This is a genomic window from Pedobacter polysacchareus (assembly GCF_019802255.1).
Lineage (GTDB): Bacteria > Bacteroidota > Bacteroidia > Sphingobacteriales > Sphingobacteriaceae > Pedobacter > Pedobacter polysacchareus.
In genome coordinates, this window is the sequence record NZ_JAHYSS010000005.1 from 265,346 (window position 1) to 284,006 (window position 18,661).

Genomic DNA, 18,661 nt, shown 5'->3' on the forward strand with positions numbered 1-18,661 from the left:
TATGTTATTTAAATATAAACCTTTAAGCCTGCTTTTTATCGCAGGATTATGTATCCCATTCGCATGCAAAACGCAATTGGATACCCAGGCACTGCCATTAGATCCGCAGCTGCGTACCGGAAAATTGCCGAACGGTTTTACTTATTACATCCGTAAAAATAAAACACCAGAAAAACGGGTCATGATGTACCTGGCTGTAAAAGCAGGTTCTATCCTGGAGACGGATCAGCAAAGGGGAGTGGCTCATTTTATAGAGCACATGAGCTTTAACGGAACAAAGCATTTTCCTAAAAAAGCGCTGTCTGAATACCTGGAGAAATCTGGTGTGCGGTTTGGTGCAGACATCAATGCGACTACGCTTCCTGATGAAACGGTATACCAGCTGCCTTTGCCATCGGATAATCCAGAACTGCTGAGCAACGGTTTACAGATGATGCGCGATTGGGCGCAGGATGCCAACATAGAACCGGAAGATGTAGAACGTGAGCGTCATGTCATTCTGGAAGAAAGACGCGTTCGCCAGGGAATTACCCAGCGTTTACAGGAACAGACTATTTCGCTGTATACCAACCAGTCGCGTTATGGCTCCCGTTTGCCAATCGGTACGGAAGAAGTACTGTTAAAGGTAACGCCTGAAGAAATCCTTAGTTTTTATAAAGATTGGTACAGACCGAATCTGCAAGCCTTATTGGTGGTAGGTGACATTGATGTGGATCAGATGGAAAAAGAGATCAAGGCTAAATTCTCTGACCTGAAAAACCCTGAAAAGGAGAAAGAACGTACAGTTTATCGCGCAGAACTTACAGGTAAAAACCAATACATGCAATTTATAGACCTGGAATTGGGTGGTGTTTCCCTGGAAATAGTCATGAAACAAAAGGGAAATACGGTCATTACAGCAGCAGATTATCGGGCTGACCTATTGAAAAATTTGTTTGCTCAAATGCTGGCCGCAAGGTTCAGACAAATGCCTCTTGTGGGGATTGCACCTATCATGGGTGGATTGAATTCATTTTATGTGAATATTACGACTAAGCCCGCGGAAATGGAACCTGCTTTGAAAAGCGTATGGCTGGAGCTCCGTAAAATAGAAGAACAAGGATTTACGGAAGCTGAGCTAGACCGCATGAAAAAAAGTTACTTGCTGAAACTTTCCGAAAGCCTGCAGGAAAAAGATAAAACCGCTTCGGAAGACCTGATCAAACCTTATTTGCAAAATTTCCTGATTGGCAGTGCTGCAGCTGGCATCGCCAAAGAATATGAATTGACAAATGAGTTGCTTCCAGAGATCAGTTTAAAGGAGGTCAATGCAATGATGAAAACTTACCTGAAGCAGACGGATAGAGATATCGTTGTGAAGTCATCAGCGATTAATAAAGTGTTTTTGCCAACTGAAGCAGCCATCCAAACCTGGATTGAAGAGGTTTATGCGCAAAACCTACCACCATTCGTGGATGATGTATTGAGCCTTCCGCTGCTTAAAAAGGAACCTAAAGCCGGAAAAATCACCGAGATTGAGGATTTATCACAAGCTGGATTGCAAAAAATTACGTTGAGTAACGGGGTCAAAGTGATCCTGAAGAAAACAGATTTTCAGAATAACCAGGTGCTCTTTAAAGGGTTTTCTGAGGGTGGTGCATCCTTATCTTCCGATGAAGATTATCAAAATGCAGTCAGTGCGGCAAATATTATTGCTGCTGGTGGTGCCGGTAATTATGATGCTTTACAGCTGGGTAAATTATTCGCAGGAAAGCAGGTGCAGCTGATTCCATTTATTCTGGATAACTACCAGGGTTTTAGTGGAAGCACAACGAAAGAGGACCTGCCCGCAACGCTGGAATTGATGTATGCTTATTTTACGGAACCGCGTAAAAGTGAAGAAGCTTATCAGACATTGATCGGCAGAACCCGGGAAACCTTCGCTAATAAAGCGAATGATCCCAATCAGGTATTTGCAGATACAGTAAACCTAGTGCTGGCCAGCCATCATGTACGCAGAACACCACAAAGCATGGCTAAAATCGCCTCTATTAACCTTGATAAAGCCTTTAAGATTTATCAGGAACGCTTTGCAGATGCTTCAGGTTTTACCTTCGTTTTTGTTGGAAATATAGATGAAAAGACGATAAAACCATTGCTGGAGAAGTATCTGGGCAGCTTACCTGCTACAGGACGGAAAGAAAAGGCCAGCGATCTTGGGATTAATATTCCTTCAGGCCATATTGCTAAAACAGTATACCATGGCGCTACGCAAAAGGCAAGTGTAATGATGGTCTATGCCGGTGATTTCAATTATAATCTCGAAAATACCATCCAGATGAATGCCCTTGCTGATGCACTGAATATCAGTCTCAATAAGCGGCTACGCGATCAGGAAGGCGGGACTTATACCCCCAATGTGCAAATGAACATGACCAAGTACCTGAAAAACAGATTTAGTCTGACGATCTCTTTTGATTGTGCCCCGCAGAATGTAGAAAAGCTCATTGCTTCGGCACAGGATGAGGTCAATAAGATGAAAGTTAACGGTCCCTCTGCTGAGAACCTCCAAAAGTTTAAGGTTGCCCGTAAGCTTTCGCTTCAAACCGGATCTACCAACAATAATTTCTGGTTGGATTACCTCCTTGGTCAGGAGATGAATAAAGAACCACTGACTGAGTTTTATAACTACGATGCAGTATTGAATAAAATTACGGTGAAATCTGTGCAGCAAGCTGCGGCAACTTTTATTCAGGATAAGAATTACATCAGGCTGGTCTTGATGCCAGAAAAAAAATAACGATTCAAGCTATGAAGAAAATCATACAAATAGCCAGGCTGGAACTCAGCCTGCTATTTTATTCCCCAATTGCATGGTTGCTGATGATCATACTCTTTGTACAGATGAGTGTCGATTTTACAGCAGCGCTCCCTCCATTGGAAAAAGGAGGTAACTTCTCTTTTTTAACCAGAGACCTCTTTACGAATCCTAACGCACTGGGACTGCTGAGCCGGATTTTAGATAGTTTATACCTGTATATCCCATTGATCACCATGGGCATCATTAGCAGAGAAATCAGTTCTGGCAGTATCAAACTGCTCTATTCTTCTCCGGTAAAACTGAGCCAGGTGGTGTATGGGAAATTTGCAGCGATGCTGGTTTATAACCTGGTCATTATAGGGGTAATGAGCTTATTCGTATTGGCTGGGATTACATTTATCCCTGCTTTTGATTATCCGCATATCCTGGTCGCTTTGTTTGCTGCATTTTTACTGCTAACTGCTTATGCCGCTATCGGGATTTTTGTATCCAGTTTAACCACTTACCAGGCCGTTGCAGCGATCAGTACTTTTGTACTGCTGGCCTTTATGAACTATATTGGGAAGGTAGGGCAGGAGTATGATGTGATCAGGGATTTAACGCATAGTCTTTCCATGCCAACTCGTGCAGCACGTATGATGGCCGGTTTGCTGAATAGCAGGGATGTGATTTATTATCTGGCAATCACCGGAATGTTCCTTGCTTTTACCATCACCAAGCTGGAGCTGGAAAGGAAATCAAAATCAGTTTTTCAGCGGGTATTCAGGTATACAATCATTGTTGTTATTGGGTTAACCATTACCTATGTCAGTTCAAGGCAGTCGATGATTGCGTATGATGATGTGACGGGAACCCAAGTGAATACCATTACCAAAGCCAGTCAGGAGATCCTGAAAAAGATGGGAGATGAGCCTGTTGAGCTGACTACTTACATCAATGGAATGGAGGGCTCTTACTGGGAGATTACTCCATCAAGGCGCATTTCAAATATTTCCAGATGGGAGCCTTATTTACGGTTTAAACCCAATATAAAGTTGAAGTGGGTTTATTATTACGACAGCATTCCCGGGATGACGGCTACGCTTAAAGAGTACAATAAGACCTTTGAGGAGGCCGTTGTACAGCTGGCAAAATTGCAGAAGTTAAATCTTCGGAATTTTAAGAGGCCGGAACAAATCAGGAAAGAAATAGACCTGACCGGGGAAAATGCGCGTGCGGTCATGCAGTTAAAATATAAAGGTAAGACTACTTTTCTGCGTACATTCCCTGATCCGCAATTCTGGCCAAATGAAGAAGAAACTTGTGCCGCATTAAAGAGGCTGATACAACCTATTCCCAAGATCGTTTTTGCAACTGATGGTTATCAGCGCAGTATTGATAAGTTAGGCGACAGGGATTATCAAATGCTCATTAATGATAAGCTCAACAGATCTTCCATGATCAATCAGGGCTTTGATATAGATACTGTTGCCTTGGAAGAGTCTGCTATTCCAGCCAATATTGCTGCCTTGGTGATTGCGGATCCGAAAGTGGCCTTTAGTGCTACTGTAAAAGCTAAACTCCAACAATATATTGCTGCAGGAGGAAACCTGATGATCGTTGGCGAACCAGGTAAACAGCAGGTGATTAATCCGCTGCTGGAATCCCTTGGCGTTAAAATGGAGAACGGAATGCTTGTTCAGCGCAGTAAAGATTATTCGTATGATCTGGTGACGCCTGCATTAGCGCCGGGGGCTGTGGCCATGGATCCGAAACTACAGTCTTTATTTCAGCAGAAAGCCATTGTAGCCATGCCGAGTGCCGGTACTTTAAGCTATGAAGAGGGCGGGGCTTTTGCGATTCATCCTTTATTGATGACCGATGCGCAAAGCAGCTGGATCAAAAAGGGAAAGTTTGTCCTGGATTCTGCGGCCTTAACCGTTGATTCGAAATCAGGAGATGAACAGGGGGCCTTTCCAACCGCATTAATGCTGACCAGGCAGGTAAGCAGTAAAGAACAGCGCATCATTGTTGCCGCAGATGCTGATTTTTTCAGTAATGCAGAGGCAGGAAGACGCAATCTTGGAACGCTGAACAGCTATTTTGCCACGAGGATATTCAGCTGGTTCAGCTATGGGGAATTTCCTGTGGATGCAAGCCGTCCTTTTCCTAAAGACAATAGCACCACACTCAGTAAAGGCAGTGTAAAAACAATGCAGGTATTGTATTATGGTATTATCCCAGGAATCATGTTCCTGTCCGGGATGATGACTTTAATCCGTAGAAAACGTAAATAAATATGGACCATTTTCTAGAAAGTTTCAGCGTAGCATTTCTACTCACTATAGCCCGTTATTTTGTCATTGCAGGTATCTTTTTTTTAGTTTTTTACCTGCTTTTTCCTAAAAGCCTGCTGCGAAATAAAATTCAAAGCAGGCTGGCCGGCAAGCTTGATTTTATGCGGGAAATGCTGCACTCTTCTGTATCCAGTGCGATGTTGGCTATTACTGCAATTATTGCTTTATCGGATGGACTGAGGCCTTACACTTTAGTCTATACCGATATCCATGACTATCCATTGATTTGGGTTCCGGTGAGTCTGTTGCTCAGCCTGCTGGTGCATGATGCTTATTTCTACTGGATGCATCGGATCCTGCACCATAAAAGATTGTTCAAGCTCACGCATTTGGTGCACCATAAGAGTACCAACCCTTCTCCCTGGACTTCCTATTCTTTTCACTTTCTGGAAGCGATAGCAGAAGGAGGGGTAATGATTGTACTGGTTTTTGTGATGCCATTACACCCTTTAACCCTGGGGTTATTTGCCCTTTCCTCTTTTGTGATCAATGTGTATGGCCATCTGGGCTACGAAATTATGCCGAAAGGATTCCGGAACTCCTTCCTGTTCGAGATTGTCAATACTTCCACCTTTCATAATTTCCATCATTTGAAATTCAAAGGCAATTACGGACTGTACTTACGGGTATGGGATCGGTGGATGAAGACGGAACATCCGGATTATGTGAAGGAATACGACAGGATTCAACAGCAGCGTTTTGGAGAATCCAGTCCGCAATGATCATTTATTAATGGTGTCCTCTAAATGATGTTTACCTCCCCTAAATATCATAGATTGTACCGACCGGGATTGATTGTTCAATCTCGGTTTTTTTATGCCCATTCCAAACTTCAGTATGCTCCATTATCAGGCAGATATCTGGCAAAGCGGTAAAATTAAAGCCCTTAATGCTGAATAAAACACCGGCTTTTTACTGACATCTGCGGAAAATATATTATTATTGTTACAAAAAAATGTAGGGGGATTTATGAGTCAGTCATTAGTGCTAAGCGATGATGAACTTCTGAAGGCATTTCAGTCAGGAGATCAGCGAGCTTATAGGCAAATATACGACCGCTACTGGCAGTTATTGTACCGTCATTCCTGTCATATGATGAGAAATGATGAGGAAGCAAAAGATGTGGTACAAGAGGTTTTTACCACGCTATGGACGAAGAAATCGGAGATCAAGCCCCCTTTAGCAGGTTTTTTGTATACCGCCTGTAGAAACAGGATCCTCAACCAATTGAAACACCTTAAAATAGAAGCCAGGTATGCCGAGCAGCGTAAGGCTGTGCTGGAAAATCCTGGAGTGACCTTGCCAGACGAACTGGTGATTGAACGCGATTTTGAAAGGCTGATCGAAGCGGGCATCCAAAGCCTCCCACCAAAAATGCGGCAGATATTTGAGCTGAGCAGGAAAGAATTTAAAACACACCGCGAAATTTCTGAAGAGCTGAACATTTCTTCTTTAACTGTTAAACGTCAGGTTAGCAATGCTTTGAATATCCTCAAGAATAAACTTCATGTTTTTTTAACATTTCTTTAATTTTCATCTACATCCTCGGCCATCCTGAGTTGTTATACCTATAACCAACGCTAGATAACTGCTGACCGATGGACCAATTAGACAAAAAACAAGAAGAACTGCTTAAAAAATACCAGCAAGGCAACTGTAGTCCTGAAGAGATTGCTGCGGTTCAGTATTTGTATAATTTGGCAGCTGCTGCTGCAATGGATGATTCGGTTGCAGAGACCGATCAGGGAATTGGAGAGGAAATCTGGAACAGACTTCCGGCTGGCAGAAAAAGTTATCAACTGAATCTATTCAAAAGATTGTCTTCGGCTGCCGCAGTGATACTGATGATTGGCGCTGGTTATTTTTGGTTCAGCAGCAAATCGAAGGAGGAAAAAGAGCAGCAGGCCTATCACGACATCAGTCCGGGGAAAAATGCAGCAACGCTTACGTTGGCCAATGGCAAAAAGATTGTACTCAGCAGTGATGTGAAAGGCGAACTGGCCACTGAGGCTGGGGTAAGTATTACAAAAACTGCTGATGGACAACTGATCTATGAATTAAAAGATCAGCAGAATGGAGATCCGAATGCGGTCAATAAACTTGCTACTGCCAATGGCGAATCTTACCAGCTGCGTTTACCTGATGGCACCATGGTTTGGCTGAATGCCGCTTCTTCCATCACCTATCCAGTATCTTTTTCCAATACGGCACTGCGTGAAGTGAAACTGGCAGGTGAGGCTTATTTTGAAGTCGTTAAAGACAAGAAACGTCCGTTTGTGGTCAGCACAAACCATCAGCAGATCCGTGTTTTAGGGACTGAATTTAATGTAAACGCTTACGCTGATGAGCCTGAGCAAAGGACAACTTTGCTGGAAGGCAGTATAAAATTAAGCCTGGAAGATGGTGTCCTTGCGCGGGTATTAAAACCAGGTGAACAAGCTGTTTCAGCAGGGAAACAGCTTCAGGTAGCTGCAGTAGATGTAGACCAGGCGGTAGATTGGAAGAATGGAGATTTTATATTCCAGTCGGAACCTTTAATATCCCTGATGAGGCGTGTTTCCAGGTGGTATAACGTGCAGGTAGTTTATGCCAGCGGTGTAGATCAGCAAGGCACATTTACCGGAAAAGTATCCAGAAGTAAGAACATATCTGTATTGCTGAAGGCATTACAGTCGGCCGGACTAAAATTTGATGTCCTTGGCAATAAGATCATCGTAAAAAATCAATCCACATAAATTCAACTAACCAACCAAACAAATGAAAAAAAACTACAAACAAGATCCCTAAGCCTGGAAGATATAAGTTAAATAATGGCCGAAAGTGTACCACCACTTCCGGCCGGTGTTTCAGCTTATCTACTAGCCCCCGGAGAACCGGGTAATTCATAACAATTATTAATGAACTGATGTAGGTTGCCCTGAAAATTTTGAGGTGCAGGCAACTAACTGATTAAACACGATGTAAATATATGATATTTTACACCAAAAGCCTATGCAGGCAAGGGACTGCTATTGCCAAAATTTCACTGTGGATGAATCCTGTTTTTAGCAGGCTCAGTGCGGTAAATCAAAATAAATGGATCATGCGAATTAAACTGATGGTCGTCTTGTTAACTTCTGCTATTCTACAGGTAAGTGCGAGTACTTATGGACAGAATGTGACGCTTAAACACGAGCGTGTGAAGCTGGCGACGGTATTAAACGAGATTAGAAAACAGAGCGGCGTTGATTTCGTGTTCAGCGATAAAATCATTGCCTTGTCTAAACCAATTAGCATCAATGTAGAGAATGTGAGTCTTGAAGCGGCGCTGGAAGCGTGTTTTAGAAATCAACCTGTTACTTATACGATTGACCACAAGATGGTGACCATCATCAAGCGGCCAGCTGCTGTGCTGCGGATGGATCAGCTAATTATCGCCAGGTTAAGCGGCGTAGTAAAAGATACAGATGGAAATCCTTTACCGGGCGCATCGATTGCGATCAAAGGAACTACTAAGCACGTCATTACTGATGCAGAGGGCAAGTTTGTATTGGATGGGGCACAGAAGGGGGACATCATTGTGGTCACCTATGTGGGTTTCGTTTCACAGGAAGTGGTTTGGAATGGCGAGGGACAGCTGAATGTGAAATTGTCCAGCCAGGAGCAAGGATTGGATGATGTGATTGTGGTAGCTTATGGTACTGCAAAAAAATCAACTTTCACAGGCTCTGTTGCGGTGATCAGTGGCGAAAAACTGGCTAAAGTTCCAGGTTCAAGTTTTGCTGAATCCTTGCAGGGAATGGGAAGTGGTGTCAATGTAGTAAATAATGAAGGTAATCCTGGAGGGAATACCCGTATTCAGATCCGTGGGATCAGCTCGATGAGCGGAGCCTCTAAACCATTATATGTACTGGATGGAATGCCTTACGACGGAGAATTGAATTCCATTTCACCAAGTGATATCGAGTCGATCTCTGTATTAAAGGATGCTGCAGCTTCCTCACTTTACGGTTCACGTGCCTCTGATGGGGTAGTGATGATCACCACAAAGAAAGGAAAATCAGACATTCCAAAAATCAATTTCCGCTCTGCCTGGGGAACCTCAGACAATGCGATTGGAAATCCCGTGAAGGCCGATCCAGCGCAGCAATTGCTGTATACCTGGGAAGGGATGTACAACGATCAGTTTTACAAATACGGAATGACAAAAGCTAATGCCGGAAACTGGGCATCTAACAATGTACTGGGTAAAATCTTAAAAGCAGTGACCAATTCTGCCGGACAATCTAGCTATGTATCTCCTTTTAAACACATCAATGAGAACTATGTACTACATGATGGAAATGGAAATCCATACCTCAACCCTAACCTGCAAATGGTATGGGATCCTTCAGATTATGATGTGAATGGGGCAGTGTATTCCCGTAAACTGCGTCAGGATTATGGTTTGGATGTGAGTGGGGCCAGCAGTAATGGGAAGACAAATTATCTGATTTCAGGTTCTTACCTAGATGATAAAGGTTATGCGAGTAACCAGTATTTCAAGCGTTATACCTTTAGAACAAATGTGACCACACAAGCAACAGACTGGTTGCAGCTGGGTGGAAGTATCGCTTACAGCAGCTCAAAACAAAATACCTCGGGTTCCATGCGTGCGCAGATTTTCACGACTACGATGTCTTCGCCATGGTTGAGAAATATTGACAATAACGATTGGGTATACTCTGAGAAAACCGGTAAAAGAATGTTCGATTATGGCTCTTATGTCAACAACTTCTTTGGTATTCACCCAATGAACAATGGCGGTGATTACTGGAACAATCCAAATGATGAAGATTTTAATAACAATCAGGCCAGCCTTGTTTCTACCCGCTTTTTTGCAAATGTTAAACTTCCTTTTGATCTGAATTTTAAATCAAGTTTAGGTATTGATAACAGCAGCACCAAGTACTTTTTATATGGTTCGGCTGTTCATGGCTCCGGACAGATGGCGCCTTACGGGCTTTCTGTATTGACCTCTGGTGGTAATGCTACCAGAAGTAATGCGGATAATACTTCTTTAACCTGGAACAACATATTAACCTGGAATAAAACGATTGGTGACCATAATTTTAGCGCGCTAGCCGGACAGGAATTGTACAATTACAATTATTTGTACAACACTGCTTATGGAGAAGGGATCATGCAAATTGGGCAATATGAGTTGAGTTCTACGACTAAAGGCTGGACCAATGGTTCTCAAAAAGACCGTTATGGATTGTTCTCTTTCCTTGGTAAGGTGGATTATAACTTCCAGAACAAATATTACCTGTCGTCCTCTATTAGAAGTGATGGTTCATCCCGTTTTCATCCTGACAACCGCTGGGGTTATTTCTACTCGGTAGGTGGTTCATGGAGAATGTCTAACGAAAACTTTATTAAGGATACGGAATGGATCAATAACTTATCCCTTCGCGCGAGTTATGGTACCAATGGAAACGATAAACTAACCACCAGAAATGGAGATGGTAGTCCGGGTTCTGAAACATTATATGCTTACGAAGGGGTATATGAGGATGATCCTATGTACGGAAATCCAGGATTACGTCCTTCCGCGATGGCTACGCCAGAGCTGAGGTGGGAAAGTAACAAGCTGCTGAATGTAGCTCTTGATTTCAATATCTTTAAAACGATTACCGGTACAGTAGAATATTATACCCGTAATTCATCTGGATTGCTATATCAAAAACCATTGCCACTGTCTGCACAAGCAGGTGCTATCGTCGGAAAAAACACCAATCTAGGTAATATCCGCAATAGTGGTTTTGAAGTAAGTCTGGGTGCGGAGCTGATCCGTAGCAAAGATTTCGGCTGGAGAATTGATGCCAATATTTCTACCCTGAAAAATGAAGTGACCTATCTTCCTGGTGGAGCATTTACTTTCGCCAACCGTGCCGCAACTTATAAACTGGAAGAAGGACACTCTGTTTATGATTTCTTTATGGTGAAAAATGCAGGTGTGAATCCTGATAATGGAAATATGCGTTACCTGGTTAAGGATGGTGCTGGAGGTTGGAAAACCACTGAGAACTATGCTCAAGTAACCACCGCTGATTATCAATATGGCGGATCGGCATTGCCTAAAGCTTATGGATCATTTACCAATAGCTTTGACTATGCTGGATTTGACCTTTCTATCATGTTTTACTACTCTTTGGGTGGCAAAATGTTTGATTACGGTTATATAGAGCGTACTGCATTGCGTGGTGGAGTAGGTGTGATTCCAGACCTGGTAGCAGACAGATGGAAAAATCCTGGTGATCAGGCGATGTTCCCAAAATGGTCGAACGACAATTATGCAGATACCCGCAGGGCTTCAGATTTTTATGTGTTCAACAATAGCTATTTACGTCTGAGGAACCTGACACTAGGCTTTACATTGCCTAAAGAACTTAGCAAAAAACTGGGTATGACCTCTGCCCGTATTTACCTGACTGGAAATAATCTGCTGACTTTCGGATCGGCTAAAAACCGTTATTCAGATCCTGAAACAGGAGTATTGGGAAATAACTACAACGGTAATGCGGATACGGATAATGGTGTTCAGGGTTCCAGAAGAATCTATATGGGCGGTATCCAGGTTTCATTTTAATAACAAATAGATACGACAACGATGAAAACAATATATAAAACAGTCTTATTGCTGGCAGTACCCGTTTTGATGACAAGCTTCGCCGGCTGTAAAAAATTCCTGGACACAAAATCATCAACCGCTACCTCTGATGGGGCGGTGCTTAAAAATGTGACCCAGCTGAATATGGTGCTGACCTCAGCCTATAAAAAACTGTATTTTAACAATGGAGGAGCGGATAGGGCTTATTCAGGTCTGGCGGGTTTACAGATGTACGTAGACCTTGGCGGTGCTGATATACTCAGTCACACCAATATGGGGGGGAATCAGGTGATTTCCTATACTTATGAGCCTACCAGGACGCAGATTACTGGTAATTCAGATGCGATCTGGTCTATGATGTATAAAACCATCAATGAGGTGAATGCGATTATCACGGCATTGCCAACTGCAGATGGAGGCCCGGAATTGAAACAACAGATTATGGGACAGGCAAAAGCCATCCGCGGCATCTGTTATTTCCACCTGATCCAAAACTATCAGCAAACCTATATGCTGGCTAAAAATAAACCAGGGGTGATCCTGAGGTTATCTTCTACGGATCCAGAAAGCATGCCGCGTTCTTCTGTAGAAGCCTGCTACCAACAGATTTTAGCTGACCTGAAAGAGGCGAAAGGCCTGCTTGCCAACTATGAGCGCCCGAACAAATGGACGATTGATAAAAACGTGATTTCAGGACAACTGGCCAGGGTATATCTGGTGATGAACGATTGGCCAAATGCGCTTGCTGAAGCAACAACTGCTTACAATGCTTATAGTCAATTGATGACTCGTGATCAGTACAGAAGTGGTTTTGATAAAGTGATCACCAATGGTTATCCAGAGATCATGTGGGCCATGAAATACACAGATACCGATAATATTGGCGGAAGTACCCAATTTAACTTCTGGTACAATCAGGATGAAAGCTATGGTGAAGGTTTTACAGATGGGCCAATTTATGCTTTCCTAAGTTTCTTCGCAGATGGTAAGTATGAGCAGCTGTTTGAAAAGACAGAAGACAGGTACCAGTTCTGGAAACGTACCAAGAATGCTTCTCAGGAATGGTCTACAAAATGGGCGTATAACAAGTACAAACATTATGGCGATGCCAATGGTGCGGTACAGGGAAATACCCGTCCGGAAGTTTCGCTGATGAGAGGTTCTGAAATGCTTTTGATCATGGCTGAAGCTGCGGCTAATTCTGGTGGAGACGGTTTGACTTACTTAAACCGTTTGCAAAGAGCAAGAGGAGTGGTCAATGTGACTACTGCCGCTGCTGGTCCAACATTACTGGAAGCCATTTATGTAGAAAGACGTAAAGAATTACTTTGTGAAGGGGTGACTGGTTTTTATGACCTGCTGCGCCTGCAAAAACCATTGCTTCGTTACCAGGAAACTGCAACCTACAAAGAAGGACATTATACCTGGGGTGTGAACCAATTAAATGGTTATGTAGCCTCATCGCCAAATCCTACGGGAACATTGCCTTCAAATGATTACCGTTTTCTCTGTCAGATTCCACAATTGGAAATGACCAATAATGAAGCGCTTAAACCTACTGATCAGAATCCTTATTCTGGACAATAGTAAGGGCTTTAATGAAATAAAAAAAAGCTGCCTGGTCGTCAACCAGGCAGCTTTTTTTGTTTCGTGCATTGCGTTTCATCACTTTCTAAACCCGTATTAATCGCAGTTTGGAATGGTGTACGTATAGGTTTCTGCAACTCCGGTTGGGAAACTGTAAATCATTCCTTTTCCAGTTTCAAACCAGAACTTGCCGCGAAGCTTTTCTCTGGTACCAATCTCATTCATCGAAAGACTGTCGAAAATACGACCGTTAATCATTACATATTTGATCTTCTCAGAGTTTCTGATGTCGTTCAAAGGATTGGCATCCATGATCACTAAATCCGCTAGTTTTCCTGGCTCCAGAGAACCAATTTCTTTGTCCATGCCTAAGTAAGCTGCGCCGTTTAAAGTACCGCTTCGGATGGCTTGTAATGGCGACATGCCGCCTTGTACCAACATCCACAATTCCCAATGCGCACCTAGTCCTTGAATCTGACCATGCGCACCCAGGTTTACTTTTACGCCTGCATCGGCAATTTGTTTGGTCGCCTTGGCTACTTCAATATGTCCGTAATCTCCGTATTCAGACGTGGTTCTTCTTCTGGCGCGTGCATCAATAATCGCACGGGGCGTGAAGGCCATCAATCGCTCATTTTCCCAAACATTGGTTCTGTCGTACCAGTAGTTCTCGCCCCACTGGCTACCATAACTTACGATCAGTGTTGGTGTGTAACCTACTGCGGTATTGCCCCAGAAAGAAGTCACATCTTTATAAACTGGTGCCACAGGAATGCTGTGTTCAATTCCGGTATGACCATCGGCCACCATATTCATATTGGTGAAAAACGTAGATCCACCTTCAGGAACCACTTCCATTTTCAATTGTCTGGCTGCTTCAAGGATCTGCTGACGCTGATCTCTTCTTGGTTGATTGTAAGATTTTACTGAAAAAGCGCCCACTGCTTTTAATCTTTTCAAATGAGATAAAGCATCATCAAGACTATTGATCACGACTTTGAAATCGCCATCGGCACCGTATAAAATAGAACCCGTAGAGTATAAACGAGGGCCAACCATTCTCCCTGCTTTCAGCATTTCTGCCTGGCTAAACACCATTTCTGTATTGCTGGAAGGGTCATGAGAAGAAGTTACCCCGAAAGCAAGGTTTGCCATATAAGACCAATCCTGCTGCGGTGAAATCCCATCAGGGCTTGTTCTTAAGTGCGCATGTACATCCACTATCCCTGGCATAATCGTTTTGCCGGTCACATCAATTACTTTAGCGTTCGCCGGGACAGTCATTTCCGCAGACTTACCCACTGCGATAATCTTGTTGTTTTCTACCAGAATGGTTCCTTCTTCAATCACTTCATCACCTTTCATCGTAATGATTCTGGCGCCTGTTAGCGCAAGTAATCCATTCGGACGGTCGCTTTTCAATTTTAATCCCAGAGGAAGACCAACAGTATCTGGTTTTTGCGCTGCCTGTACACCCGCATCATCGAAGCTGAAAGCCGATTTGATGTCTTTGCTGAAGTATCGATCGCCCAATGTCCACAATAACTTCTGTGAGTCATTGCTCCAATGGATGTATGTTCCGCCATCCTTAGTGATTTTGGTCAGTGGAATTGCTTTGTTGGTAGCGGAAAGTTCCAGGGGAGTGCCTACAGTAACCATTGGCGTCACATAGACATTAAACAGCTCGGTGAAAGCCATCCATTTTCCGTCCGGACTTGGGGTAAACTGCGTGACGTAAGTAGAGGTGTAATGGGTTCTCTCATTTGCACCGTTAAGATCTACACTTTTAAAAGCTTTTTTACCATTTTCATAACCCTGGAAAAAAATACGGGTATCGTCTGTATTGAACTGTGGCTTAATGCCATTATCGGAGATCAAGGTTTTTGCTCCACCATTCGCCGACATGATGTAGATTCCCGTTCCTCTGCCATAAGCGTATCCCAATACATCATTTCCTATTCCTTTTCTGAAAATAATGCGGTCTCCTTTGTTGGAGTAGGATGGAGAATAGTAGAATCCTTTTTCATCTGTTAAAGTGATGGTTTTTCCTGATTTGAGATCGGTTCTTTTAATCGCACCTTTTAATTCATCATTCCAGGTGGTATAAATCACGTATTTTCCATCATTGCTGATTTTAGGCTCGAACTCAAAATCAATCCCATTGGTGACGCGTTCAGGAGTACCATCAGGCAGGTCTTTTTTGTATAGGAATCCTGCAGCATTGAAGATCACCATTTTTCCATCTGCAGAGGTGGTCAGCTGTCTGATCATCTTCACCTCAAATTCATTGCTGTATACCTGATGAGGGAAATGAATGGCCTGCTGAACAGTTTGTTTACTGTTTACCTGGAAAGGAATGTCGTTGCTGATCAAGGTAGACAGCTCGATTCTTTTGATCTTTCCTTTAGCGTAAAATACGATGTTTTTATTATCTGGTGTCCAGGCAAAGTTTGGGTATACGCCAAATATCGCCCAGGTTTCCTGTTGGTCATGAGAGAGATCCTCATATACCGGCCATTCTTCGGCAGTACGTAAATTCTGTACATATAATACCGATTTTAGGCGAACGCGTTTTACATAAGCCATCATTTTTCCATCTGGAGAGATCTGCGGACGGGCAGCACCACCTTGCTGTGCCACAAGATTGCTGAGTTTGCCAGTCACCATGTCTAATTGACGGATGGCATAAATCATCCCGTTTGGATCTTTGCTGTATTCAAAATTAGGTCCCGGAGCCATGTCTTCAGAGAAGTATAAGTACCTGCCGTTAGGGCTGATATTTGGCTCACCGGCATCCTGCTGGTCGTTTTTTCTTTTGGTCAGCTGTACACCTTCACCACCATACATGCTGTACATCCACATTTCTCCTGCACCAAGAGAACGGGAGCCCGTGAAGTGTTTACGTGCTACCAGGTATTCACTGTTTGGTGTCCATGTTGCATTATTCAGCAATCGGAAAGTTTCTTTGGTGACTTGTCTTTTTCCTGAGCCATCGCGGTTCATGATCCAGATATTATCAGCCCCATTCTTATCGCTGGTATAAGAAATGTATTTTCCATTCGGACTAAAGCGCGGCTGGATGTCCCAGGGTACACCGCCACTCAGTAGGGTAGCGTTTCCTCCTGTGATGGGCATGCTGTAAATATCTCCCAATAGGTCAAAAACAATATCTTTACCATCGGCACTCACATCCAGGTTCATCCAGGTTCCTTCATCGGTTTCAATATTGAAGGTTTTTGTTGGGCCCTGGTATTTTTCGATGTCCCATTTCTTTTCCTGGGAAAAGGCAGACTGAAAGATGAATACCAAAGCCAATGGTAGTAAAGTTTTTTTCATCATGAAGATCGGTGTAAATAAGCCTGCAATTTAATAATATCAGTTCATTTTTATAGTTTTGATGAGTAACCTTTTTATGAGCGAAGCCGAGATACTTAAAAAATACTGGGGGTTTGATACTTTCAGACCACTGCAATCAGACATCATCAGTTCCGTTTTAAATGGCCATGATACTTTGGCATTATTGCCAACCGGTGGAGGTAAGTCCCTTTGCTTTCAGCTACCTGCATTGGCGAGGGAAGGGATTTGTATTGTCATTTCTCCGCTGATAGCATTGATGAAAGATCAGGTGGAAAACCTGAAAGCGAAAGGCATTGAGGCCGTCGCGATCTATGCAGGAATGGGAAAAAGAGAAATCGATATCCTGCTGGATAACTGTATTTATGGCAAGATTAAGTTTTTATACTTGTCGCCGGAAAGATTATTATCAGAAATTGTGCGCATTCGTATTTCTTATATGAATGTGAATCTGATTGCGGTAGATGAAGCGCATTGTATTTCCCAATGGGGATATGATTTTAGGCCACCCTACCAGCAGATCGCTGAAATCCGGGAGATCCATCCTAAAGTACCTGTGCTTGCCTTAACGGCTACTGCTACGCAGTTTGTAAGGGCAGATATTGTCGATAAGCTAAAGTTTAAAGACGCAAAAATATATGTGCAGAGCTTTGAGCGTAAAAACCTGAGCTATGTGGTCATGGATAAAGAAGACAAATACGGAAAACTGCTCGACATTGTGAAAAACGTGAAGGGGAGTGGCCTGGTGTATGTCAGAAATAGAAGAGAAACTGTTGAAGTTGCTTCTTTTTTAACCAGAAATCATTTAGCGGCAGATTTTTACCATGCCGGAATTGAGAAGGCAGATCGTTTCCGCAAGCAAGACGAGTGGAAAAAGAATAAAATAAGGGTGATGGTGGCCACCAATGCTTTTGGCATGGGCATCGACAAGCCGGATGTGCGCTTTGTAGTGCACCTGGATTTACCGGAAAGTTTGGAAGCCTATTATCAGGAAGCAGGTCGCGCAGGCAGGGATGAGCAAAAAGCTTATGCGGTATTGCTGGCCAATAAATCCGACCAGGTTTCTTTAAAAGCCAAATATGCAGATCATTTTCCCAGTGTAGAAGACATCAAAAAGACGTACCATTACCTTGGGAATTACTTCCAGCTGGCCTTTGGTGCCGGAGAGGGACTGACTTTTAATTTTGACCTTGCTGATTTCTGTAAGCGTTTTAATGTAGGCGTGATCAAGACCATGGCCGCACTTAAGTTTTTAGAGCATGATGGTTATCTGACACTTTCAGAAAACATCTTTTTGCCTTCCAGGGTGTTGTTTACCGCTGCTCATGAAGATGTTTATCGCTTTCAAATAGAGAATGCGGGATATGATCCTTTGATCAAAGCAATCCTTCGGTCTTATGGCGGCGCTTTTGATCAGTATGTGAAAATTGAAGAAAATGAGCTGGCTAAGAAAGTCGGATTGTCGTTTAGTACCGCAAAGAAGATGATCAGTAACCTGGAAGAGCAGGGTTTATTGTCTTATCTGCCGCAATCAGATCAGCCTCAGCTCCAATATATCCGTCCAAGAGTAGATTTTGTACACATGGATATTGATGTGAAATACATCGAACTGAGAAGGAAAATCCAGCTGGACCAGATCAATTCAGTATTGGCCTATATGGACCATAAAGAATGCAGGAGTGTGCAGCTCCTGCGGTATTTTGATGAGCCTGATGCGGATAAATGTGGTGTTTGCGATGTTTGTCTGGAAGAGAAAAAAGCGGAGGACCAGGATTTACGCTTTGATCGGATTGATTTTGAGCTGGTCACTTTACTGCAAACCAAAGCACAATCTATCGAGGATCTGGTTACAGGAATCAAAACCGGAAATGAAAATGATCGGTTAGGACGTATCCGTGAATTGTTGGATGCCGGAAAAATTAAAACAGATGGTAAAAACTATTATTTGTAAAT

The 18,661-nt window shown here is 43.1% G+C and carries 9 protein-coding genes; 8 read left to right on the forward strand and 1 reads right to left on the reverse strand.

Features of this window, described 5'->3' with window-relative positions; genetic code table 11:
• The first annotated feature begins 1 nt into the window (after nt 1).
• The 7 genes from K7X70_RS15755 (at nt 2) to K7X70_RS15785 (ending at nt 13,354) form a co-directional block, all read left to right on the forward strand.
• The gene (locus K7X70_RS15755) at nt 2-2,779 is read left to right on the forward strand and encodes a M16 family metallopeptidase (RefSeq protein ID WP_222537957.1); all 2,778 of its coding nucleotides are present in this window, start codon (nt 2-4) and stop codon (nt 2,777-2,779) included.
• A gap of 11 nt (nt 2,780-2,790) precedes the next feature.
• A complete protein-coding gene (locus K7X70_RS15760) occupies nt 2,791-5,076 on the forward strand; it encodes a Gldg family protein (RefSeq protein WP_222537958.1) in 2,286 nt (761 codons plus the stop codon).
• A gap of 2 nt (nt 5,077-5,078) precedes the next feature.
• Nucleotides 5,079-5,858: a sterol desaturase family protein gene (locus K7X70_RS15765; protein WP_255607310.1), complete on the forward strand. Its 780-nt coding sequence runs from the start codon at nt 5,079-5,081 to the stop codon at nt 5,856-5,858.
• Between the two features lie 247 nt (nt 5,859-6,105).
• Nucleotides 6,106-6,666 (forward strand): RNA polymerase sigma factor, encoded by a 561-nt coding sequence (locus tag K7X70_RS15770; RefSeq protein ID WP_222537959.1) that lies wholly within the window; start codon nt 6,106-6,108, stop codon nt 6,664-6,666.
• A 68-nt stretch (nt 6,667-6,734) separates the two neighbouring features.
• The gene (locus K7X70_RS15775; protein WP_222537960.1) at nt 6,735-7,871 is read left to right on the forward strand and encodes a FecR family protein; all 1,137 of its coding nucleotides are present in this window, start codon (nt 6,735-6,737) and stop codon (nt 7,869-7,871) included.
• Nucleotides 7,872-8,167: 296 nt separating this feature from the next.
• The gene (locus K7X70_RS15780) at nt 8,168-11,746 is read left to right on the forward strand and encodes a SusC/RagA family TonB-linked outer membrane protein (RefSeq protein ID WP_222537961.1); all 3,579 of its coding nucleotides are present in this window, start codon (nt 8,168-8,170) and stop codon (nt 11,744-11,746) included.
• A gap of 21 nt (nt 11,747-11,767) precedes the next feature.
• Nucleotides 11,768-13,354, forward strand: a complete 1,587-nt coding sequence (locus K7X70_RS15785; RefSeq protein ID WP_222537962.1) for a RagB/SusD family nutrient uptake outer membrane protein — start codon at nt 11,768-11,770, stop codon at nt 13,352-13,354.
• 96 nt (nt 13,355-13,450) lie between these two features.
• On the opposite strand, the gene K7X70_RS15790 is transcribed toward K7X70_RS15785, so the two are convergent.
• Nucleotides 13,451-16,690 (reverse strand): amidohydrolase family protein, encoded by a 3,240-nt coding sequence (locus tag K7X70_RS15790; RefSeq protein ID WP_222538266.1) that lies wholly within the window; start codon nt 16,688-16,690, stop codon nt 13,451-13,453.
• 76 nt (nt 16,691-16,766) lie between these two features.
• Here K7X70_RS15790 and K7X70_RS15795 point away from each other — a divergent pair, with 76 nt between their 5' ends.
• Nucleotides 16,767-18,659 (forward strand): RecQ family ATP-dependent DNA helicase, encoded by a 1,893-nt coding sequence (locus K7X70_RS15795; protein WP_222538267.1) that lies wholly within the window; start codon nt 16,767-16,769, stop codon nt 18,657-18,659.
• The last annotated feature ends 2 nt before the right edge of the window (nt 18,660-18,661 follow it).

Bases quoted from the DNA above. Each gene is read 5' to 3' on its own strand.
- K7X70_RS15775 (WP_222537960.1), top strand. From the start codon at position 6,735: ATGGACCAATTAGACAAAAAACAAGAAGAACTGCTTAAAAAATACCAG.
- K7X70_RS15765 (WP_255607310.1), top strand. From the start codon at position 5,079: ATGGACCATTTTCTAGAAAGTTTCAGCGTAGCATTTCTACTCACTATA.
- K7X70_RS15770 (WP_222537959.1), top strand. From the start codon at position 6,106: ATGAGTCAGTCATTAGTGCTAAGCGATGATGAACTTCTGAAGGCATTT.
- K7X70_RS15790 (WP_222538266.1), bottom strand. From the start codon at position 16,690: ATGAAAAAAACTTTACTACCATTGGCTTTGGTATTCATCTTTCAGTCT.
- K7X70_RS15795 (WP_222538267.1), top strand. From the start codon at position 16,767: ATGAGCGAAGCCGAGATACTTAAAAAATACTGGGGGTTTGATACTTTC.
- K7X70_RS15780 (WP_222537961.1), top strand. From the start codon at position 8,168: ATGAATCCTGTTTTTAGCAGGCTCAGTGCGGTAAATCAAAATAAATGG.
- K7X70_RS15760 (WP_222537958.1), top strand. From the start codon at position 2,791: ATGAAGAAAATCATACAAATAGCCAGGCTGGAACTCAGCCTGCTATTT.
- K7X70_RS15755 (WP_222537957.1), top strand. From the start codon at position 2: ATGTTATTTAAATATAAACCTTTAAGCCTGCTTTTTATCGCAGGATTA.
- K7X70_RS15785 (WP_222537962.1), top strand. From the start codon at position 11,768: ATGAAAACAATATATAAAACAGTCTTATTGCTGGCAGTACCCGTTTTG.